The following is a 21,137-nucleotide window of genomic DNA, read 5'->3' on the forward strand; positions in this document are numbered from 1 at the left end:
AACTTAGACATTAAAAATAGCCCTGATTCAACTTAATGAATCAGGGCTATTAATTTTTTAAACAGATTTTTTGAATACTGTTTCACTGAAAAAAGCCTCAAGCGAGCAGATGGATTTACGGTATCAGTCCGTGCGGAGAGTCGAGGATTTGCGAAATAATAGATTTCCACTCCCCTTAATCTTACATAGGATGTACTTTATTTTCCTTTAATAGACTCCTAAAGCTGCTCCAGCATTTAAATTTCCCCATCCATATTGTGAACTTCTAGAAGGATATAAATCTGAAGTTACTGTCAATTGGTTCAGGATTTGGTCCCTGTTCCAATTAGGGTTCTTAGCCCATAACAAGGCTGCAATCCCAGAAGCAGTGGCAGTGGCAACCGAGGAACCCCCTACTGTAGAAGGAATATTGCCTGACATGGCCAGAGACAAGGGTTTGTTTTCCGAGGTGGAGCGTTCCATGATCACCGTAAAATCTACCTTTGAACCTGAGTGACAGGTGTTGCATCGTTGGTAGCCAGTTCCCTCTTTAATGCCCGTTACTGCCACGGTTTCTGCCATGGTTGCGGGAAAAATCACTCCATACCAGTTGGTAAAGGAAGTAGATGTACCAGCAGCTGCAAAAATCAATTTTCCACGGTTATAAGCATAACGAACCGCATCAGCCACCTTGGAATTAGAGAAAATATCACCAATGGACATACTGATAATTTTTACATCTGCTCTTTTCCCTAACAGCACCAAGGCTTCAGCTACTCCATCTTTTTCATTTCCAGAGTTTACGATCACATCGCTGGTTCCCCTGACAGAAATCAAATTGGCATTATAGGCTACTCCAACCGTAGTCCCTACCCCATTTCTAGGAGATGCAATCACACCGGCCATGGATGTCCCATGCCCGCATTGGTCATTTGGACCATCGTATTTCTTCCACCACCAATACCCTGTTTTATAGGTTCCATATTTTTCAATGTTTCTACTTACAGAAGCCCCGCTTTGAAAGGCTGATCCCAGTAATGGTTGGTTTGGAGAAACCCCTGTATCGATCAAACCAATGGTAATATTATCTCCAGTACTTTGAGACCAGGCATGAGAAACTCCCATTTGAGGGTAATTCCAAGATGCTTTGGCATTTGGTGAAATCGAAGTGAAATCACCGGAAGGTAAGTTGGTCTCCGGGTCATTCGAACAACCAGAATCTGAAAAATACCTTGCGTCTTGACCCTGATTCAATAGGTTGTAATTGAATTCATAACTCAAAGGCTCAAAGTATCTTACCTCTCCCAATTGCCTTAAATTCTGAAGCACTTCCAAACTGGCTACTTTTACTTCCAGATAAGGTAAGTCCTCATGAATGACGGCAATCTCATTTCCTAATCTGAGCTGGGGTGCTCCCTTTTGTTCAATGGTTTCTGAAATCACTTGTAGAATCTTTTGGGCGGACACTTGCCAAGCTGGACTTTGAACGGATTCGATACCGATTTTGGCATTGGGAGACTTGATAGATACCGGACTATACCCAATAGTTAAAACCGAATCACTTTGTACCAAGGCACTCCAAATCAACTGATCACTTTGATTCATCCAGAGAAAGTCGCCTGTCTCTCGTAAAGATTGAAGGATGAGTTGATCGATTTCTGGACTAGTGATGAGTTTTTGTTGCTCCTCCTCACCCAATTGCTGAGTTAAGTCTGGTGTCGAATTTTCCTGTACACAGGAATAAGTTAAAAGGGCTAAAAAAAGTAGCCCTAAACTGAGTTTTGGCTTATTAATCATCTTTAAAAAGTTTAATTGTTAACTGATAATCAATAAGTTAAAAAATAAAATTAGTTTATTCCAACTACAGACTCCTTAATTATAGAACTTTATAAATTCATTAATAGGTAACTCGCTCCAACTGCTCCTGCAAATAAGCCTTCAACTCCTCTCCTTCTTCCACTTTAATTTCACCGGGTAATCCCAATATAAACCGTGCTAAACCGGGTAACTGCGGTACTTCACCTTCAAAGTAATATTGATTTCTATTCTTTACATCCATAAATGGGCGTGCATTTGGATGTTCCTCCATCATTAACTGGTAGGCCTTTTTGGAGAGTTTCAATTTGACCTTAAACCTGCTTTTTCCAGAAAAACCAAATAGTTGTGCGCCCGGTACCTGATGTTTATTCTCGAATTTCCAGGGCATGGTAGATATCACCACTTCTCCTATTCGTTCGATTTTAAACACTTTCATGGTTTTACTTTCAGGCTCAAAGGCATGGATGCTTTCGTAAGTTGAGGAAAAAGCAACTGGTTCCACCAAACGATCACTGGTGGTATCGCTGCTCAAGGAATAGTAGTCTTTGAGCCATACCTGCGTTTTACTTTGTATCCCTTTACCCAACTCATCCACAAAGCGTCCCAAATTCGCTTTAAAAAGCTGTTCTGATCCTTTTTTTACCTCTGACCGCACTTGAAGTTTTTGTAGGATTGAATCGTGCAACAAGTTTCCTTTCCCTTGACTTTCAATCATGGATTTCAACCATTGGCTCTCCTCTTGGGAGAAGGTGCCATAGTTTAGAGTTTGATCAATGCCTGGTCTTTGTTGGATTTTATATTTACTAAACTCTTTGACAACCTCAAAGCCCAAGGCTTCTAACAACTTAAAATACCGGTAGATGGTGCGTTCATCTGTCTCCAGTAACTCGGCTAGTCTGTGAACTGGTTTTCCAATATTCCCTTGAAGGAGGTTAATCAGCTTAAATACCCGTAAGATCTTTTGTTGTTCTATTTTTCCCGCTTGAGCCATTGTTTCAAAATTATATTTAAAACTAAAGAAAGGACGCTAAGCGAAAAAGTTTTTGACGGTTATTGTCGAAAGAAAACAATCCCCTTGTTCCTTCGCTAAAGGAGAGTCGTTCCTGCCCAAAGATTGAAAAGATTTATAGCCTTTTATTTTTTAATACCCAACTCAAAGTTTTTATAAAAAGGGTAAATTCTAATACTTCAATATCTGGGAGCTTTGGTATACAAAATTCCCTATTTTTAGCCCTACATGAGAACAGACACCTTACTAGATAACAGACAACAAGACCTACCGCTAATGATAGGGTTGTTGTTCTTGGTTGGGTTCTGGTGGATAGGATTTGATGGGATTACCTTTAGTGATGATGTATACTACATCTTGGCGGGAAAGAGCTTTTGGGAAGGAACCATGGAGGTCAATTCTTATCATTTTTCCAGTCGATGGGGAGCATATATCCCCGCCGGTTTGTTGGGATACTTCTTTGGATTGGATCCCCATATCATCTCTGGATTTTCTCTCCTTTGCTACCTGATCACTTTATTGGTTTTGTATAAGGTTTTACCTGATAAAAAATGGACTTGGATCCTCACGATATGGTTTTGCACGCACGTTTATTTCTTGCACTTTATCACCAAAGTTTATCCTGACGCATCTCTGGTACTTTGGGTCACAATTATTCCAGTCGCTGCTATCTATAGAAACCAACATCCAGTTCTAGCAGGAATAAGTCTTGTCCTATCTCTATTTATAGGTTTTCTGACAAAAGAAACCATTATTTTCTTGGTTCCTTTTGTGGTACTATTATTTCTCTTCGACCTGAAAAACAAATCCATTCAGTCAACTTTTTATAGTAGCGTGGTTGCCTCTGGACTGCTTCTGGCTAGCCTTTACCTCACCTACTTTTGGATTCAATTTGGAGATCCCTTCTATAGAATTACTTCTATCAATGCAGGACATTATATTTCTGAATACACCTATGCCGATAAAGGTGTAGGGGCTATTATAGAGCGCTTAACCATTACCCCAGTTACAACTTTTGTAGCGCGTGCTTATTGGCCTTGGTTGGTATTTGCGATTCCAGGAATCTATCAAGGAATGAAATTTAGGAAATCCTTCGATTTTGAGTTTGCGCTTGCTTTTCTTTGCCTTCTTTTGGGATTCTGGCTGATGAGCTCAACACTGGAATTTTATAACCCTATTTATCTCAATCCAAGGCATTTGATCATACTTATTCCGATCCTTGCCTTTCTCATTACTTTGGGCTGGAAATATTGGCAAAACTCCAAGAAATGGAAAATGGCATTGCTCAGCTTGATGGTTTTGGGAATTATTATTTCGGCCATTCAGGGAGATGCTAAACAAGCCCTGTTTTTATGCGCATTGATCCCTGTGATTTGGATTAAAAAAAGAACGGTCCAGCTTTCGATTTTGGGAATAGTCTTGGTCTTACCTGCTATATTTTCTATTTATTATCAAAAGCAATTAAAACACTATCAAAATTTAACTGATACTCTAACTGAATCAACGCAAAGTTCTGAGGAGGAGCAATATATACTTACAAATAACTTCATTTATTTTTCCCGTGAAATTTTATTGACTGGAAGTAAGTTAAGTCAAGAGAAGCTATTTCCAATAGAGTCTTTACAGGAACTGAATAGGGATCTTCCCAAAGAAATTGAGGTTGTAATTTATGAGTACTACAAACATGCGTATCCCAAAGAGCAGGCTGATGTGGATCTTCTGGAAAGTTGGCTGAAAATGAAAAACTACCAGTTAGAATCTGAAGAGAAAATCGCAAACCTTTGGATCAGGAAATTTCAATTATCTACCCAATAGTCTACTTGGTTATCGTCAATATATTCCCGGAAACTGCCGTATCATACACTTTTAAAGGTTGAGTTGCTGGACCTGAAACTACATTCCCTTGCGTATCAAACTTGGATCCGTGACAAGCACAATTGTAGGTAGCGTTGGAAAAACTCCAATTGGTGTCGCAGCCTGAATGTGTACAAACCGAGGTAAGAGCGATAAATTCACTTCCCACCTTAGAAACCAACGTTTTCCCATTAGTAATCAAAAGCCATCCTCCATCGGCATTCAGATCTTTTTGGATACTTAAATCTATCGTAATCTTATTTCCAGATACCGAAATACCTGTTCCGCTTCCAGTTCCCGGATTCATTGGAGTACCGGTGCTGCCGGTGGGCTCCATATCATCAGAATTTGAGCAGGAAGTAAAAAATCCGATTCCAAACATCGTAAGTGCTGCTGTCAAGCCTGATTTCTCAATAAATTCCCTTCTCGATTTGGTAAGTTTTCCCGATTGGTTGGTTGATAATGGATCCATAGCATTCTGATTTTGTTTAGATGTAAACACTTACGATAGCTAGATGTTTTTTGGATCACAGGAATTTAAAAAAAATATAAATACTTGATTCACAAACTTATAATCAAACTGATGGATCTAACTCTTATTAGAATCCCATCCCTTTGATTGGTAAAATCTTAAAAATGCTTCCTATTTAAAATCTCTGAAAGGACTACAGCATCCTTGACAGACTGAGGATCTTTCATTAATTGAGCATAACGATTTACTTTCTTTTCAGGTTTTTTATAAGCCTGCTTTCCAATTTCTGAAAACTCCAATTGGGAAATTGGAACTGCCTTTTCAGCTGCTGTTTTTGCTTTTTCATAAGCACCATCGTAATAAGAAATCTCCTCATCAGCCTCTTCATACCATTTCTTTTTAACAGGTTCTGGCTTGATTTCCTCGACTTCCACTTGTTGGGCTTTGGGTTTAGGCGCAGGTTTTGGGCGGTTTGGGTTTTGAGCTTCCCGGATTTCACGCATCAAATCCTCAAAAGTCGTTGGAGCTTTGGGACTTTCTTTAGGAGTTCCCTGCTCCTCCGTTGGCTCTCCGGATTTTTTGTTTTTGCTGATCTGATAAATAAAATAAACGATGACCGCAACGAGATAGATGATGTTTCCTAAATCCATAAGGGAAGATACTATATTTTTTGGAGTTCCCAGTTTTTAGTAGGAAGTGATCATGGAAATCAGAAGGCCAAAGTCAAGAAGCTGAAAATGGTTTCTAAGCTCCGACAATTTTACATAGCTGCCATACCCTGCTATTCCAACTTCAAATACCTAACATCAGCTATCTACCTTCCTATTTCTTATATCCTTTTAGCTCCAGAATTTTAATGGCTCAAGAATCACCAAATCCTTGGACAATCTGCCAAATGATCTTATTTTGTTCCTTATTTCAGATTAACAAAAAAGGATGCTGCTCAGTAAGCTGGAGATCAAGGGATTTAAGAGTTTTGGGGATAAAATGGTGATTCATTTTGATAAGGGAATCACGGGCGTAGTAGGACCAAATGGCTGCGGAAAGTCAAATGTGGTCGATGCCATCCGTTGGGTGTTGGGGGAACAAAAAACCCGAATGCTCCGCTCTGACAAGATGGAAAATGTCATTTTCAATGGCACGAAAAACCGAAAGCCGTCTAACTTGGCCGAAGTTTCCCTCACCTTTGAAAATACCAAAAACCTTCTTCCTACCGAATATACCCATGTGACGATCACCCGTCGGTATTACCGCTCCGGGGAAAGTGAATACCAAATCAACGGAGTCACCTGTCGTCTGAAGGATATCACCAACCTGTTTATGGACACGGGGATCAATTCCAACTCCTACGCCATCATCGAACTCAAGATGATCGATGAGTTGCTGAATGATAAAAACAACTCCAGAAGAGATCTATTCGAAGAAGCAGCAGGAATTTCAAAATTCAAAAACCGTAAAAAGGAAACCCTTCGAAAACTGGACGATACCGATGGAGATCTGGATCGCGTAGAAGATCTTTTATATGAAATTGAAAAGAACTTAAAGAGCTTGGAAAAGCAGGCAAAACAAGCCGCCAAGTACTTTGAGATCAAAAAAGACTATAAAGCAGCCAGTATCAATCTGGCCAAAAAAAGTATTGAAAAATACACCAATTCCCTCCTTTCCACCACCAAGGACATCGAGCAGGAAAGTGACAAAAAGCTTCAGCTACAAACTCAAATTGCAGATCAAGAGGCACTGTTGAATCAGTTAAAATCGGATTTGATCAACAAGGAAAAATTACTGGCTTCCCGTCAGAAAACCTTGAATGATCATGTCAACAAAATCCGAACTTTTGAGTCAGAGAAAAAGATCAAAAATGAGCGTCTACGCTTTTTGGAGGACCGATCCCAGAAACTCCGGGAACAGATCGAAGTAGATCGAAAATCCAATGATCGGGCAGGTTTTTCCATTCGTTCCCTGAAACACGAACAGGAGTCCGCAGCTAAAATGCTGGCAGAAAAGGAACTGATTGTGGGGGAACTTCGAGAAGCTTATGAGAACCAGAAGCGAGTCCATACGGAGCATCAAACAAAACAAAAAACCTTAAACGCCACTTTTGAACGTCTAAAGGAGCGAGTATACCAACTCACCAAAGAACTGGAAATAAAGCAGATTCAACTATCCACCTTAAAGCAGGAACTTGAACGAACTTCCTCTGATGATTCCTCCCAGGAAGCTAATTTGGTGGATTTCGAGGAAAAATTGATTTCCCTAAAAGGTGAACTGGATGCTGCAACCCAAGAATACGAAAGCAAGAAAGCCAAGCAGGAAGACCTGGATCAAAAGATAGAAGATACCAATAAGGTCATTGAAATGATCCGGGAGGAATTGACCACTTCTTCCAGAAAGCTGGATTCCAAACAAAACGAATACAACCTCACCAAATCTTTGGTGGAGAATCTGGAAGGTTTTCCGGAGGCGATCAAATTCTTGAAGAAAAACAACTCTTGGGGCAAGGACACACCACTCCTCTCCGATCTACTGACCACGGATGAGAAATACCGGGTGACCATCGAGAATTACCTGGAGGGCTATATGAACTACTATGTGGTGGAAACCGAAGCCCAGGCCATCGCTGCCATACATTTGCTAAGCGATGCAGCGAGGGGAAAAGCCAATTTCTTTGTGTTGGAGCATTTTGAACGTTTTAAGCCTAGTCAAACCAAGCTCTTCTCCAATGCCATTGCTGCAACGGAGATCATTGAATTTGATGTCAAATACAGCCGGTTGATCAACTTCATTTTGGACAATGTCTATATTGTGGAAGGGGATCATAAGGATTTTCCTCAGGATAATGATTCAGTCTTTATCTCTGAAAATGGAAAGTTCACCAAACGTAAGTTCAGCCTTTCTGGAGGATCCGTTGGTTTATTTGAAGGAAAGAGAATCGGTAGAGCCAAGAACCTTGAAAAACTGGACAAAGAAATCAAGGATCTAAACAAAAAGGTTTCTGCTACCCGTAACAACCTAGATCAAAAGCTTTCGGACCTGATGAAGCTGAAAGAAGTCAGCTACAAAAAGGTTTTGGAAGAAAGCCAGCAACAGATCAATGAGATCAACCAGAATTACGTTTCCGTTCGCACTAAAAAGGAACAGCTTGCTGAGCTCCTTAGCTCCAATGCGAATAAGCGGGAGGATATTTTAGACCGTATTGCCAGCTTGGAAGAAAGTTTGACCGAGATTCAACCTCAATTATTTGAGGAGAAAGCTGAATATGAATCCGCTCATGAAGACTTGGAAATCCTAAATGAAAACCTGGAAGAGGAGTCTGCTCGATTGACTGAGAAATCCCAGGCTTTCAATCAGGAGAACATTCTCTATCACCAGCAACTCAATCGTGTCAATTCCTTGGATCAGGAAATTGAATTCAAGCAGAATGCCTATGAAAGCAGCAAGGAACGAATTGAAAAGTCACAGGCGGAATTAAGTTCCCTTGATTCTGAAATCAAAGGTTTGCTTCAAAACAACGAAGTCAAAGACGATGAGTTGATTGAATTGTATTCCGAAAAAGAAGGGATAGAACAAGGCGTTCAGGAAGCCGAAAAAGACTATTATGCCCACCGAGGGCTGATCGATGAGACCGATCAAAAAATCCGAAGTCTGCAAAAGAGCAAGGAGATGCATGATGAACTGCTGCATGAACTCCAAAATTCGATCAATGAAACCAAGCTCAAAATGAGTGGAATGAAGGAACGTCTTTCTGTGGAGTTTGATTTGGACTTGGATCAGCTGATGGAGAAAAATCCGAAACTAGATGAAGAGTTTCTGGATTTCAAAGAGGATGATTTACGGGAGTTGGTACGCAAGCAAAAAGAGAAGTTGGAGAAAATCGGACCAATCAACCCGATGGCCATGGAGGCTTATGATGAAATCAAGGTCCGTCATGACTTTATCACCACTCAGAAGGAAGACCTGATCAAAGCCAAGGAATCACTTTTGAATACCATCAAAGAAATCGATCAGGTAGCCAAGGATACTTTCTTGGATGCCTTTGGCAAGATCAAGGAGAACTTTATCAAGGTGTTCCGTTCCCTTTTTACCGAGCAGGATGATTGTGATCTGACATTAGTCGACCCAGATAATCCTTTGGAATCTGCCATCGAGATCATGGCCAAGCCGAAGGGCAAACGCCCATTGACAATCAATCAGCTTTCAGGAGGAGAAAAGACGCTCACTGCCACTTCCCTACTCTTTTCCATCTACCTATTGAAACCAGCCCCATTCTGTATTTTTGATGAGGTGGATGCGCCATTGGATGATGCCAATATTGATAAGTTCAACCAGATTATCCAGCGATTTAGTGGAGAGTCCCAGTTCATTATAGTCACCCATAACAAGCGAACCATGGCCAGTACAGATATTATCTATGGTATTACCATGATCGAAGCGGGAGTTTCTAGAGTGGTTCCGGTAGATTTAAGGGAGTTGGCTTAAAAAAAACCTTCAGAAATAGCCAAGGATAGGCATTGAAAATATCAACTTTGATAGCAAGTTCAATTGAGTCATTCTTTTTTTCTTAATAATAAGACTGGCAACAACTTTTCTTACATAAGAAGTACCTGCCAGTCTTTGATTTTAATAGGGGGTTAATCTATCGGAATTTTTGAAGCATTTGAAGAAAGCCATTCGTCGAAGTTTTGCAATTCCGGATTCAGCTGCTTAGACAATTCTTCGCTACGTACCGCATTAAAATCCTCATTAAAATCTCTTTTAAACTGGAACATATTTCCTAAGTCATCAGCCCCAGGGAAGCCAAAACTACGATAGGTATCTGGGCTAACATTATTATAAATCACATTGATATTTAAAGCTTTTGAAAGTTTTTCAGCCATTTCATCACCACTTAACTTCTCTCCTACAATACCGATAATTTCTCCAACAGCTCCATTGCCATTTTTGAATATGCCATAGGCACATTTACCAATATCTTCAGCACCCATACCACATAGCTTCTTGTCATCCAATGGGAAGGCGATGTAGTACTTTCCATCTTCACCTTTTTGAGGGCCCATCCCGAAATGGATAAAATTATCCCAGAAGAAAGAAGTTCTTAATAAAGTAACCGGTAAGCCAGCATCTACCAAGAGTTGATCCGCAGCACCTTTACCATCAAAATGAGGCACTTTGTATTTGCCTTGTAGGGTAGGCATTCTGTCGTCATCCAGAGGAATCCAGTTTCTGGTATCTTCCAGCGTAGACCAAATGACATGTTTCAAATTTGCTTCCTTGGCCGCAATGGCAAAATCAGCTACTTCTTGATATTCTTTTTCGGCCGAAAAATGTTCCCAGAAAAAAGTAACAAAGAAGGCTCCATATGCGCCCTCAACCGCCTTTTTAATACTTGTAGCATCATCAATATCTGCTTCTACGATTTCGGCACCTAATTCCGCCAAGGCTTTTGCTTTTTCAGAATTAGCATTTCTGGTAACTGCCCTCACTTTAAATTCTGAGTTGGGATCAGATAAAATAGCTCTTGCAAGCCCTCCTCCCTGTGCTCCGGTGGCACCAAATACTGTAATTATTTTAGATTCTGTCATGGTTAAAGTTTAGTTGTTTTTACTCTTAAAAATTAAAGTATTGCCCGTTTTCTTTGAGTGGTAGTTGCACACCACGGATTATTGTTTGGGAATGGCTTCAGTATTTTACTCTGGCACAATATCAGGAATCAGCGCTGTTGGATTAAAAAAGGCTGGTGTTCCAATGCAATATGCTTGTAAAAAAAAACAAGAGATTTTCCTACCTAACAAGTGTATTTAAACCACTCATTTCCTTAACCTTACCTGCTAACCATTCTAGAAGGTTTAAGGTACAAATTTCTATTGACATAAAGACGTGAGTTTTCTCCGTGGGATTAGTGGGTTCAAGGGAGTGGATATAAAAATTTGACATAACATGTATAAAACATCGAAAAACACCCAATTCAGAATATTTTATGGCTTGAATCTGGCTTCCCGGGAAGTTTCCATATAGGAGTTTTTTTCCTCACTCCTGCTTACGATAAAGCTTTCTTTCGAAGCTTCTTAGGTTTAGTGTTCTTAACCCTAATTTTAAACATGCTATTACTTATTCATTTTCATTTCTTTTTTTTAGCTTTTCTCTCTTTTCTTGCTTGATTTTTTTTATTCTCTTTCTAAAAACCAAATAAACAATAAGGATGATAGCAGGTATCGCTCCAAAAATAATTACGTTGCTTGTTTTTGAAAAGTCAATCGGGCCGGTTGGTTTTGGAATTCCTTTCGGAATTTGGGAATAGGATTGGTACGTGAATAACAGGGATACGAAAAGGATTCCCATTGCAGTCGAAATAATTCTTATAAACTTGTTCATCGTATTTGTGTGTTTTTTATACTTTTTTTGAAAGGTGTGTTAGGGAAGCATCATGGATCCAACTGATGATAGAAAATACTGATTTAAAATCTTCACATTCCCTTTGGCAATGAGGGATTAAATCAAGCTGATCCATTTCTGCTGATTACAATATTTTACTTAAACTGGCTCGAATACACCTATTTTTCAACCAGGTACAGAATCCTGATTAGTTACAGGATTTTGAATTAGATAGGATAATAGGTACAAAATTCAATCCAATACTGGAGTTTACCAGATGGCACTTGAAATCTGATTTGTATGATATTTCCCTAAACCGGCAGACCTGCTCCAAAGGGGGTGCAAAATACCTTAAGTTCCTTTTTTGTAATTAGTTATCCTTAGCGGGATGAATTTTCAAAGCCAGATTTAGGTTTCCATATGAAAGAAAATTCCTAAAGTGGGGAGATGCTTCCATCCCCCAATAATCAGATGATAAGTGGTAGGTTACTGAATCATTCCAAAAGAGTTCCGGTATCTTTTACTGTTTTTAGACTTTTCAGAAATTATCCATTGGTTTAATAAAATGCTTATAAATAGCCGATTTACCACTATACCAACGGGCTTAAACATTAATCTGTAAACTTTTTTTAGGACGAGTCAGTATACTCAGTTATTCTTTTAGAATAAGGGTGTATTCTTTTTGTTGACCGATTTATACTCAGAGAGTACCGAGTTAATCTAATGGAATACTCGTTTAGGTGATTTGATGGCAGGACTATCCTTTTAAAATACAGCTGGTTTCTTTTTTAGGGGGTACGTGTATAAATAGGCGAATGATTTACTTTCAGTAGGTACGAACATACAAATTGCTTTTCTCTGCGCACCTGACATAAAAAAGCCAGTTCTTATGAAGTATTAATTGACGGTGGTGTTATTGCAAAAGGAACTTATCATGTGAAGGGTTCATCAGCTGGCGGAACGGTGGATTTTAGAGGAAATTATATCACTTGACCAAGGTGAACGGGGACCAGGAAGTCACTAAAAATATGTTGAAAAAAGACCTGGATTTTTTTTTAAAGACTCAACATTGATATAACCCCATGAAAATAAATCCTTTAATAAACAAAAGACCCGAATGATTCACCCGGGCCATTTGGAAATACGGGTTGTTATTGAGGTATTAATACTGCATCAATTTTATGAATCACTCCATTGCTGGCTTGAATATTGGTTTCTATCAAATTAGAGCTTCCGCCGTTCTCATCTATAACGAATGTATTGGAACTGGATGTATTTACTATCAGTGTACCTCCCTCACTCATGATGATCGGCCCATCGACCAAATCCTCAGAAAACAATCGACCTCCCCCGAATACATGATATCTCAAAATTTCCCTCAAAATGGCAGGATCTATACCACTTATATTTAAGGAATTGAGACCTATTTTCGCAAAGGCCGCATTTGTAGGCGCAAACACTGTAATGTTTTCGCGGGTAGCGAATTCTTCTTTTAGTCCAGGAACAATATAAATTGCTGTTCTAAGCGTGGTAAAATCAGCACCGGTCGTAGCATCATCCAATAGGTCCATCACATTTGAAACTGGAGGCATTAAAACTGCATCTATACCATGTATTACCCCATTCCTAGCCATTTTATCCGTCAAAATGATGGAGGACTCATTGACCATAGGGCCATTTGTTAGGCTGATTTCCACCGCGGCACCATTTAACGTGGGTACAAGACCTTCTGTTAAATCTGCTGCTAGAACAGATCCAGACACCACATGGTAAAGCAATATCTCTGTCAACCCTTCTAACTCACCAATATTGCCTGGATTTAATCCCAGTTCTGCAAAGGCTGCATCGTTTGGAGCAAAAACAGTTAACTCATTTCGGGCAAAAACAGATGCCAAACCCGATTTTCCCAAAGCAGCATTAAAGGTTGCATAGGTGTTTCCAAGACTTTTTCTGGCATTTTCATTCCCTGCAATCTCCCCCTTACCCAAGGATTTCAGTACTTCAGGAATTGACTTGATGTTACTCTCCAGGTTGGGAGAAATAGACTCTTCCATGTCTGAACAAGACATTATCACAAAAGAAAAAGATATCACCCAGAGTACTCTCCAGGGTAATTTAGTTTTGATGGACATAAAATTTTGATTTTGGTTATTGATAATTGAATAAAAATCTAACCTATTGATAGTAAAAAGGTTTACATACAATTAAGTTATTTTAAACAACATTAAAAAGTATATAGGACGGCTACTTTTCTCATTGCTTTTTGAAACATTAAGCCCTAATTCTTTTAAAAATATTTCCATTCAGGGGCACCAAGATTAAACCTCCCGAATAATTCGGGACAGGCACTACAGGGTTTCGCCGCAATATTCTTATGGATTAGGGAAGGGTTAAACTATAATCCAGCCCTGTTAGGGTAAATGCTTAATAGCCGTAGGGCCCTTGGTTAATTGGCCTAACCTCTCCCCCAGCACTGGCCCGGAAAATTGTCCATCTTTTGGCGTAGAACATCCATTTCTCCGAAGCTACATTCCGCGCAATTTTGCACAGTAATGTTATTTAACCAAAAGCAAAAGAAATGGAAACTCTTAAAAACACAGCATTTAGCGTTCCAGCTAGAAACGAAGTATCAGCTACCAATCAGGCAATTTTTGATCAATTGAACAAAGCATTGGGTTTTGTCCCAAATCTCTACGCCACCATTGGATATTCTGACAATGGATTGGAAAGGTATCTAAACTTTCAAAATGCCAAAACTTCCTTCTCCAATAAAGAGAAGGAGGCCATCAACCTAGTCGTCAGCGAAGTAAATGGTTGTATTTATTGCCTTAGCGCACATACGGTAATTGGTAAAATGAACGGTTTTTCTGATGAACAATTGTTGGATATCAGAAAAGAAAAAAGCGACAATCCAAAATTGAGAGCACTGGTTGTTTTGGCAGCAGATATTACCCGAAACAAAGGAAATGTGAATGAGGAAAACTTAGAGAACTTCTTTGAGCAAGGCTATACCAAAGAGCATTTGGTCGATTTAATTCTTCAGGTGAGTGATAAAACCGCCATGAATTATTTGCATAACCTTACCAAGGTTCCGGTAGACTTCCCATTGGCACAAAGCATCTAAAAAGGAACGGAAGTAAATGGTTGTTTACTTCCCTCCTTCCTTTTTTTTATTCCTATACTGAAAAAATCCCATGTGCAAAGTTGCAACCAATCGAAACGTAGCAAGAAGAAATAACATCGTAATCGATGATGTAGATGCCCAGTTATCTCAAATTTCTAAAAGAAATTACGAAGGGATTTTTATCACAGAGGTAGACTCTGCCATCAAAATTTCAGGAGATATCTCTTTAGAGCTAAAGACCATGTTGCTCAAAGAAGCGGACAATTGCTATGTCACAAGATTAATGAAAGATGAATGGGTTTTCAATCCATCCTCCAGTTTAACCTAGGGTTTACCAAACAGACAAACACCATGAAAAAATACCCATTACCTCCCTTTAATGAAGAAACTGCAAAGCAGAAAGTTCAAATGGCTGAAGATGCTTGGAACAGCAGAAATCCAGAAATTGTAGCCAAAGCCTATACAATGGATTCCGAATGGCGGAACAGGACCCAATTTATCAATGGAAGAAAGGAAATTGAAGGCTTTTTAGCTGATAAATGGAACAAAGAAAAAGAATATAAGCTTAAAAAAGAGTTATGGGGTTTCCGTGAAAACAGAATTGCAGTCCGTTTCGAATACGAATATCATAATGAATCTGGACAATGGTTCAGAGCTTATGGAAATGAGTTGTGGGAATTCGATGAAAATGGTCTCATGAGAAAACGCTATGCAAGTATCAACGACCTAGAAATCGAAGAGAAGGAAAGAACCTTGTTTTAAGAGCAGGGTTCGACCTGGCTTGGTCACTTTGGGGTCTGCCAAAGCTGTGAGTATTAGCAACCGACCAGCCAAGGGCTTCTTTCGAAAAAGGATCGTCAATTTCAAAGGAACTTCTCACTATTAAACATTGTCAAACAACTCGAATATGGATCTATAATTCCTCTGATTAATTAAAATATCTATTTTCAATAAATCTGAATTAGCTGAGTAGTAACCATTACCAAAATATTTATGTTAAGCAACCCTGGTCATACCTTGATTGATCCGAAGACTAAAAAACTAGCCTTAAAAATATATTCACTGGAAAATGACAACCCCTTTAATGAAATCCAACGCTTAAACCATTATTCCCTGATTTGGGTGAAAAATGGATCTGGAACAGCCAAGGTAGATTTTAACCAATTCGAATTCAGCGAAAACACACTCTTTGCGTTTTCACCCTATCAGCCCTTCTTGATAGACACGAAGGGTTGGGAGGCAGAGGTAATTTATTTTCACCCGGACTTCTTTTGCATTCATAAACATCAGAAAGAAGTAGCCTGTGACGGGATTCTATTCAATAATGTATATAGCGAGCCATTAGTGAAAATTAATTCGGAAAGCTTCGATAAGCTCACCGGTCTGGTCGAGCAAATGAAGAATGAAATCCAATTGGATGAACTAGCTCAATATGAATTATTGGTCTCCTATTTAAAGATTCTACTTATAACCACATCCCGATTAAAACAGGAACAACAGCAACATACCGAAAAGCAAGCATTATCACAGGAAGAACCCTTTGTTTTGGAACGTTTAAAAGATTTTATAAACAAACATTATAAAACCTATCGCACGGCAAGTGATTATGCAGATCTATTAGCCATAAGTCCAAAGGCTCTTGCAAAGCTCACCAAAGCACATTTCAATAAAACCTTGACGGAACTGATTTCAGAGCGTATCATCATTGAGGCGAAAAGAGAGTTGTATTTGACCAATAAGTCCATCAAGGAAATTGCTTATGACTTGGGTTATGAGGATGAATATTATTTCAGTAGATTTTTTAAGAAGAATGCAGAAGTATCTCCTCAACTCTATCGAAAAAATGTGGGTTTTGATAGAGCATCGATGGCTTGATTGAGGATTGAAACTACGAAAAAAAACCTTCTTTATTGGAAAGCTTGCAAACGTTTAATACCAATAAAAGCCCATTATTTCAGGGCTTTTAATATGGGGTACTCACTTATTTCCTAATCGCTAGAATCAAGATTGAGTCATTTAAAATTAACCGTCGCCACTACCGGCAAGTGATCCGAAGGATAGCGTTGATTTAAGGCATCGGTCAAGACCGCATATTTGGATACCTCAAAATCATCACTAACAAAGACATAATCGATTCGGTTTTTCATAGGGGCGGTAAACACAAATTGATTGGTCGTTCCCACAGGTCCATAAGGTGGTAGTTTGGATACATGATAAGAATCCTGCAGCAAGGCTGAAAGGGAAATAATTTGCTCCGTGTCTGGAGTGGAATTAAAATCTCCTGTACAGATCACGGGCTTTCCTTGGGCAATTTCCTCAATTTTTTTCACCATCAACTTTCCCGATTCTTTTCTGGCAATGACTCCCTGATGATCAAAATGGGCATTGAATACATAAAACTCTTTTCCACTTTCCAAGTCTTTGAACAAGCCCCAGGAAGCAATTCGATTGCAACAGGTAGCATCCCAACCCAATCCGGGTTCCTCTGGATTTTCCCTCAACCAAAAATCACCCGATTCCAACACTTCAAATCGGTCAGTCTTATATAAAATAGCAGAATGCTCCCCTGCTTGCTTCCCATCATCTCGACCCGCACCGATAAAGGCAAAGCCTGGCATTTCCAATAGGTCATTTAATTGATGTACAAATCCCTCCTGAGTTCCTATGATGTCAAAGTCATGGTATTGGATCAAGGCTTTGACCATTTCTTTTCGGTTCGGCCAAGCATTGACCCCATCATTAGGTGTGTCCATTCTTAAATTAAAGCTAGACACCTTGATGTCTTTGACTTCTTGTCCAAAAGTGCAGGTGCACAAGAAAAAAGCGAATAAAGCAATGAGCTGTTTTTTCATTCTAATTTTTTTAAAAGTTCTCTTGAAGTGCCAATTAAACAAATCTGAAGTAAACCATTGGTAAATTAGTTTAGAAATCCTATCTCAATTGTCTTTCTCCATTATCCTAACTAGCTTTAAGTAAACCAGAAAACCCAATGAGCCTAAAAATTATTATCCCCACAGATCCGGTCGTACGTGTTGAAATCCCTAGCGACTACCCCATTCCTCCCATAGGAGAAGAATTTTATATACGTTTCGAAACCTTTGTAACTGATCCCAAAGAATGGGAACGTGTCAAACGTATTCTTGAAAAGGATGCCTTAACCGTAGAAAAAGTAGAGGACAACAAAGTTTATTTATACATAGGTCAGAAAGCAGATCTACAAGGGACCATTGAAAGCGATGAATACATGCCTTCCATTGTACAGTATTGGGAAAAACATCCGGAAACGAAGCCTGATCCTTTATAACAGTTTCAACCATCATTCCATCCAATTATCAGGATAGCTTCTGAAATTAAAATTCATATGATCCACAGGTCCATTTTATAAAAGGCGACCTAAGAAAAAAAAAGAGTAATCCACCCACGTGAAATTACTCCCTTATCAGAATGAATTTTATTTTTTATAATCTTTCTTCTTGTAGTGCTTTCAAATTATTCGAGGTATAAAACTGATCTCGATATTCCTGAAATTTTTCTTCCAGTTCAGTTACCAGACCTAGATTGGTATCTACCGCGAAAAATATATCTGGTAATTTTTCTTCCAAAACCTTCACTCCCAGATTAATATTATCCGCTTCTATTTTGGATATTTTCTTTAGGACAGAAGTTTGACTGTTTCTCAAATCCTCAAATTCCCTCAGGATTTTATCCATCATATCCAGTTTCTCTAATTTATCCATGGTTCGTTTATTTTGGGTTTAGTTAATTCGCTTTTTCTTTAAAATACGAATTTTTGACGGGGCTGACAAAAATATAGCCTCCAGCTACAGCAGAAGGCTATTCATAGTTTCAATGATACGATATCAACTCAAACCATTTAAATCGGAATCAGGCTTTCTTCAATCCCTATCAAAAACTGCCTTTCTTTGACCAAGCTTTGGCCAAATTTCCCAGTCCTTTTATACCTCATAATTAGGTTCCGATTCAATAACCAGCTTTTCATGAATCCTGATTTTTAGTAATTTCTGCAAAAACACAACCAACACTTTTTCGACTTCGTAATGATATTATATGTATCTTAAGTATCTATTTTAGAGACATTTGCTGTATTGGATTTTTAAAAATCTACCAATTACTACACATTCTTTTTTATTTTTTTTCAACCTAAAATTCTATTTATGATGACCTCTATAGAGCCAAACCAGCTTTCTCAAGCTAGTAACATTATCACTATTACGGTTCAAGTTGCCGAATTATTTACTTCCCCTTATCCCCCAAAAAATAACAATGCCATAAACGACTATACTAAGATGACCAGTGGAGGTAATACCCTTGGATACGGAGAGCCAAAAGACTCATTTATTACCGACGTCATAAAAAATGGGGCTTTACTATGGAATATCAAATTTGAAGACAATACCCAACGACGAGATTATAGTTTGGACCTAGTTTGTATCGCAGAAAAGAAATCCAGCGATTACGATTTTTTTGACTTTGATCCACTTTTACCGCTAGGCAATATCATCTTGGCCACTCCTACAAAAGGAAACATCGATAACATCTATAAATACAATATCATATTTAGTATCACTGATATTTATGGAGATTTACAAACATATGTAATTGATCCTCAGTTAAGAATGACCTAATAGCCATGTCCAGAGTTTGGTACTACTTTTTCATTTCTTTTTTATTCCTTTTCCAAAAAGGCATAACAGCCTGTGCTCAAGATCAAGCAATGGCAGACAGTTTGGTAAAGGTTTATGAAAGTGGAGAATATGAAGATGAATTTTCTTTGTTATATGAGATTGCCATTTCACAAGCCAAACCGGAGGATGTACTTTATTATGCTGACATATTGATTGAAAAAGCTTCCAGCAGGGACACTGTAGAAATCTACTTAGTGAATGGGTATTTACAAAAAGGGAATGGATATAAGCTTCAGGGGAAATACTCCGAAGCCTTGGAGGCTTATTTTCATGCGGTTGAATTGGCCCAACGATTTAAATTGGAAGAACGAGTTGGGGTATTATTTATTAGTATAGGAGATACTTTTACAGCAAATAAAAAATTCGAAAATGCTGAGAAATATTACGAGCAAGGAATCCAAGCTATTCGAGATTCGAATGATTCATTACATCTAGCCTCAGCTTTATTAAATGACGGGGAACGATATTTTTATAAAAAAGAATTCTCCAAAGCAATGCTCCGTTTAGAAGAAGCTAAACCTATTTTTAGCAAACTAAACCATGAAAGGGGGTTAGCTTATGCCCTTGGCAATCTTGGAATGGTTTATTCTGAACTACAGAAAAATGAGTTAGCAAAGGAAAACTTAAATAATGCAATTGAGATTCTAAACACAAAAGAAGATAACTATGCCAATTCAGTTTATTACTTGTATTTAGCCAAAATAGACCTGAAGGAAAATGATTTTGAACACGCATTAAATAATGCTCAAAAGAGCCTCAATCTTGCCGAGAATTACAGTCTAATGAAGGAAACTGCAGATGCGAGCCAGATGCTTTTTGAACTTCATAATCAAGTTGGAGATCGGGATTCTGCTCTATTTTATCATTTAAAATACATCGCTGCCAGAGATAGTGTCAGAAACCTTCAAGTTGTTGAAGAAATCGCAGAAAAAGCCAAAGATTTTGAAGTCAATCAAAAACAGATGCAAATAGATCTTGCGAATCAAAAAAATCGAAATCAGAAGATCATGATTTTCACAACTGCGATTGCACTTATTTTTATTGGAATCTTAGCAGCCGTACTTTATAGAAACAATTCTTTTATCCGTAAAACCAATCAAATTATTGAAAATGAGCGAAGTAAATCGGATCATTTACTTAAAAATATTCTGCCTGAGGAAACTGTCAATGAATTGAAAGAATTCGGGAGAGTAAATGCAAAGCGCTTTGATGCGGTTTCGGTGATGTTTACAGATTTTAAAAACTTTACCAGTAATGCGGAACATTTAGCTCCAGAGGATTTGGTGAAGAGTCTGGATTATTATTTTTCGTATTTCGACCAGATTGTAGATAAGTATAAGCTAGAGAAAATCAAAACCTTAGGTGACTCCTATATGTGTGCTTCAGGACTTCCCTTTCCTCAAGAAGACCATGCAGAACGAATTGTTTTAGCGGCCATGGAAATGTTCAGGTTTGTTGAAAAAGCAAAGCAAATTGAGGATGAAAAGCGGATCCACTTTGATATGAGAATTGGAATCAGCTCTGGCCCAGTGGTGGCGGGGATAGTGGGAAGCAAGAAATTTGCATATGATATTTGGGGGGATACCGTGAATTGTGCCTCAAGAATGGAATATTACTCTGGAATAGGAAAGATTAATATCACAGAATATACACATGAATTGATCAAGGATAAATTTCTCTTCTCAGATCGAGGAGAGATTTATGTCAAGAATAAAGGCAAAATGAAAATGTATTTTGTTGAAGGAATAGTAGATAGTGAGCAATCAGAAGTCGAATTAAGCAGCCGGGAGTCTGATTGAGCAGGTT

18 protein-coding genes are annotated in these 21,137 nt (G+C 38.6%); 9 read left to right on the top strand and 9 right to left on the bottom strand.

Annotation, left to right across the window (positions count from 1 at the left end; genetic code table 11):
* Positions 1–207: 207 nt before the first annotated feature.
* Positions 208–1,776: a S8 family peptidase gene (locus BUR11_RS07620; RefSeq protein WP_074224219.1), complete on the bottom strand. Its 1,569-nt coding sequence runs from the start codon at positions 1,774–1,776 to the stop codon at positions 208–210.
* A gap of 100 nt (positions 1,777–1,876) precedes the next feature.
* Positions 1,877–2,788, bottom strand: coding sequence for a helix-turn-helix transcriptional regulator (locus BUR11_RS07625; RefSeq protein WP_074224220.1), 912 nt, complete (start codon positions 2,786–2,788; stop codon positions 1,877–1,879).
* A 246-nt stretch (positions 2,789–3,034) separates the two neighbouring features.
* Here BUR11_RS07625 and BUR11_RS07630 point away from each other — a divergent pair, with 246 nt between their 5' ends.
* Entirely contained in the window at positions 3,035–4,621 is a 1,587-nt protein-coding gene (locus tag BUR11_RS07630; protein WP_074224222.1) for an ArnT family glycosyltransferase, read from the top strand.
* Between the two features lies 1 nt (position 4,622).
* Here the strand turns inward: BUR11_RS07630 and BUR11_RS07635 are convergent, their stop codons facing one another.
* Together BUR11_RS07635 and BUR11_RS07640 are read right to left on the bottom strand one after the other, a co-directional pair.
* A complete protein-coding gene (locus BUR11_RS07635; protein ID WP_074224223.1) occupies positions 4,623–5,132 on the bottom strand; it encodes a QcrA and Rieske domain-containing protein in 510 nt (169 codons plus the stop codon).
* Between the two features lie 158 nt (positions 5,133–5,290).
* Entirely contained in the window at positions 5,291–5,782 is a 492-nt protein-coding gene (locus tag BUR11_RS07640) for a hypothetical protein (RefSeq protein ID WP_074224225.1), read from the bottom strand.
* 286 nt (positions 5,783–6,068) lie between these two features.
* Here BUR11_RS07640 and smc point away from each other — a divergent pair, with 286 nt between their 5' ends.
* Positions 6,069–9,608 carry a chromosome segregation protein SMC gene (gene smc / locus BUR11_RS07645; protein ID WP_074224226.1) on the top strand — a complete coding sequence of 1,180 codons (3,540 nt, stop codon included), beginning with the start codon at positions 6,069–6,071 and terminating at the stop codon, positions 9,606–9,608.
* Between the two features lie 152 nt (positions 9,609–9,760).
* On the opposite strand, the gene BUR11_RS07650 is transcribed toward smc, so the two are convergent.
* The 3 genes from BUR11_RS07650 to BUR11_RS07660 form a co-directional block, all read right to left on the bottom strand.
* Positions 9,761–10,711, bottom strand: a complete 951-nt coding sequence (locus BUR11_RS07650; protein WP_074224228.1) for an NmrA/HSCARG family protein — start codon at positions 10,709–10,711, stop codon at positions 9,761–9,763.
* A 526-nt stretch (positions 10,712–11,237) separates the two neighbouring features.
* The gene (locus BUR11_RS07655) at positions 11,238–11,501 is read right to left on the bottom strand and encodes a hypothetical protein (RefSeq protein WP_074224229.1); all 264 of its coding nucleotides are present in this window, start codon (positions 11,499–11,501) and stop codon (positions 11,238–11,240) included.
* 1,151 nt (positions 11,502–12,652) lie between these two features.
* On the bottom strand, positions 12,653–13,633 hold the full coding sequence (locus tag BUR11_RS07660) for a fasciclin domain-containing protein (RefSeq protein WP_143185871.1): 981 nt from the start codon (positions 13,631–13,633) through the stop codon (positions 12,653–12,655).
* Positions 13,634–14,079: 446 nt separating this feature from the next.
* On the opposite strand from BUR11_RS07660, the gene BUR11_RS07665 reads away from it, so the two are divergent.
* The 4 genes from BUR11_RS07665 to BUR11_RS07680 all read left to right on the top strand — a co-directional run bounded on the left by BUR11_RS07665 (position 14,080) and on the right by BUR11_RS07680 (position 16,500).
* The gene (locus BUR11_RS07665; RefSeq protein ID WP_074224233.1) at positions 14,080–14,625 is read left to right on the top strand and encodes a carboxymuconolactone decarboxylase family protein; all 546 of its coding nucleotides are present in this window, start codon (positions 14,080–14,082) and stop codon (positions 14,623–14,625) included.
* 70 nt (positions 14,626–14,695) lie between these two features.
* Positions 14,696–14,953 carry a hypothetical protein gene (locus BUR11_RS07670; RefSeq protein ID WP_074224234.1) on the top strand — a complete coding sequence of 86 codons (258 nt, stop codon included), beginning with the start codon at positions 14,696–14,698 and terminating at the stop codon, positions 14,951–14,953.
* Positions 14,954–14,976: 23 nt separating this feature from the next.
* Entirely contained in the window at positions 14,977–15,387 is a 411-nt protein-coding gene (locus BUR11_RS07675; protein WP_084560961.1) for a nuclear transport factor 2 family protein, read from the top strand.
* 231 nt (positions 15,388–15,618) lie between these two features.
* On the top strand, positions 15,619–16,500 hold the full coding sequence (locus tag BUR11_RS07680) for a helix-turn-helix domain-containing protein (protein ID WP_074224237.1): 882 nt from the start codon (positions 15,619–15,621) through the stop codon (positions 16,498–16,500).
* 137 nt (positions 16,501–16,637) lie between these two features.
* Here BUR11_RS07680 and BUR11_RS07685 read toward each other — a convergent pair whose 3' ends face one another.
* Positions 16,638–17,477, bottom strand: coding sequence for an endonuclease/exonuclease/phosphatase family protein (locus tag BUR11_RS07685; protein WP_074224238.1), 840 nt, complete (start codon positions 17,475–17,477; stop codon positions 16,638–16,640).
* 137 nt (positions 17,478–17,614) lie between these two features.
* Here BUR11_RS07685 and BUR11_RS07690 point away from each other — a divergent pair, with 137 nt between their 5' ends.
* Complete coding sequence (locus tag BUR11_RS07690) at positions 17,615–17,929, top strand: hypothetical protein (protein ID WP_074224240.1); 315 nt, start codon at positions 17,615–17,617, stop codon at positions 17,927–17,929.
* A 154-nt stretch (positions 17,930–18,083) separates the two neighbouring features.
* Here the strand turns inward: BUR11_RS07690 and BUR11_RS07695 are convergent, their stop codons facing one another.
* Positions 18,084–18,362 (bottom strand): hypothetical protein, encoded by a 279-nt coding sequence (locus BUR11_RS07695; RefSeq protein ID WP_074224241.1) that lies wholly within the window; start codon positions 18,360–18,362, stop codon positions 18,084–18,086.
* A 438-nt stretch (positions 18,363–18,800) separates the two neighbouring features.
* Between BUR11_RS07695 and BUR11_RS07700 the strand changes: the two genes are divergently transcribed.
* A complete protein-coding gene (locus tag BUR11_RS07700) occupies positions 18,801–19,271 on the top strand; it encodes a hypothetical protein (protein WP_143185872.1) in 471 nt (156 codons plus the stop codon).
* Positions 19,272–19,276: 5 nt separating this feature from the next.
* Positions 19,277–21,130, top strand: coding sequence for an adenylate/guanylate cyclase domain-containing protein (locus tag BUR11_RS07705; RefSeq protein ID WP_074224245.1), 1,854 nt, complete (start codon positions 19,277–19,279; stop codon positions 21,128–21,130).
* Positions 21,131–21,137 lie beyond the last annotated feature (7 nt).

The sequence above is a fragment of the Algoriphagus halophilus genome (genome assembly GCF_900129785.1).
GTDB classification, from domain to species: domain Bacteria; phylum Bacteroidota; class Bacteroidia; order Cytophagales; family Cyclobacteriaceae; genus Algoriphagus; species Algoriphagus halophilus.

Bases quoted from the DNA above. Each gene is read 5' to 3' on its own strand.
- BUR11_RS07620 (WP_074224219.1), bottom strand. From the start codon at position 1,776: ATGATTAATAAGCCAAAACTCAGTTTAGGGCTACTTTTTTTAGCCCTT.
- BUR11_RS07625 (WP_074224220.1), bottom strand. From the start codon at position 2,788: ATGGCTCAAGCGGGAAAAATAGAACAACAAAAGATCTTACGGGTATTT.
- BUR11_RS07630 (WP_074224222.1), top strand. From the start codon at position 3,035: ATGAGAACAGACACCTTACTAGATAACAGACAACAAGACCTACCGCTA.
- BUR11_RS07635 (WP_074224223.1), bottom strand. From the start codon at position 5,132: ATGGATCCATTATCAACCAACCAATCGGGAAAACTTACCAAATCGAGA.
- BUR11_RS07640 (WP_074224225.1), bottom strand. From the start codon at position 5,782: ATGGATTTAGGAAACATCATCTATCTCGTTGCGGTCATCGTTTATTTT.
- smc (WP_074224226.1), top strand. From the start codon at position 6,069: ATGCTGCTCAGTAAGCTGGAGATCAAGGGATTTAAGAGTTTTGGGGAT.
- BUR11_RS07650 (WP_074224228.1), bottom strand. From the start codon at position 10,711: ATGACAGAATCTAAAATAATTACAGTATTTGGTGCCACCGGAGCACAG.
- BUR11_RS07655 (WP_074224229.1), bottom strand. From the start codon at position 11,501: ATGAACAAGTTTATAAGAATTATTTCGACTGCAATGGGAATCCTTTTC.
- BUR11_RS07660 (WP_143185871.1), bottom strand. From the start codon at position 13,633: ATGTCCATCAAAACTAAATTACCCTGGAGAGTACTCTGGGTGATATCT.
- BUR11_RS07665 (WP_074224233.1), top strand. From the start codon at position 14,080: ATGGAAACTCTTAAAAACACAGCATTTAGCGTTCCAGCTAGAAACGAA.
- BUR11_RS07670 (WP_074224234.1), top strand. From the start codon at position 14,696: ATGTGCAAAGTTGCAACCAATCGAAACGTAGCAAGAAGAAATAACATC.
- BUR11_RS07675 (WP_084560961.1), top strand. From the start codon at position 14,977: ATGAAAAAATACCCATTACCTCCCTTTAATGAAGAAACTGCAAAGCAG.
- BUR11_RS07680 (WP_074224237.1), top strand. From the start codon at position 15,619: ATGTTAAGCAACCCTGGTCATACCTTGATTGATCCGAAGACTAAAAAA.
- BUR11_RS07685 (WP_074224238.1), bottom strand. From the start codon at position 17,477: ATGAAAAAACAGCTCATTGCTTTATTCGCTTTTTTCTTGTGCACCTGC.
- BUR11_RS07690 (WP_074224240.1), top strand. From the start codon at position 17,615: ATGAGCCTAAAAATTATTATCCCCACAGATCCGGTCGTACGTGTTGAA.
- BUR11_RS07695 (WP_074224241.1), bottom strand. From the start codon at position 18,362: ATGGATAAATTAGAGAAACTGGATATGATGGATAAAATCCTGAGGGAA.
- BUR11_RS07700 (WP_143185872.1), top strand. From the start codon at position 18,801: ATGATGACCTCTATAGAGCCAAACCAGCTTTCTCAAGCTAGTAACATT.
- BUR11_RS07705 (WP_074224245.1), top strand. From the start codon at position 19,277: ATGTCCAGAGTTTGGTACTACTTTTTCATTTCTTTTTTATTCCTTTTC.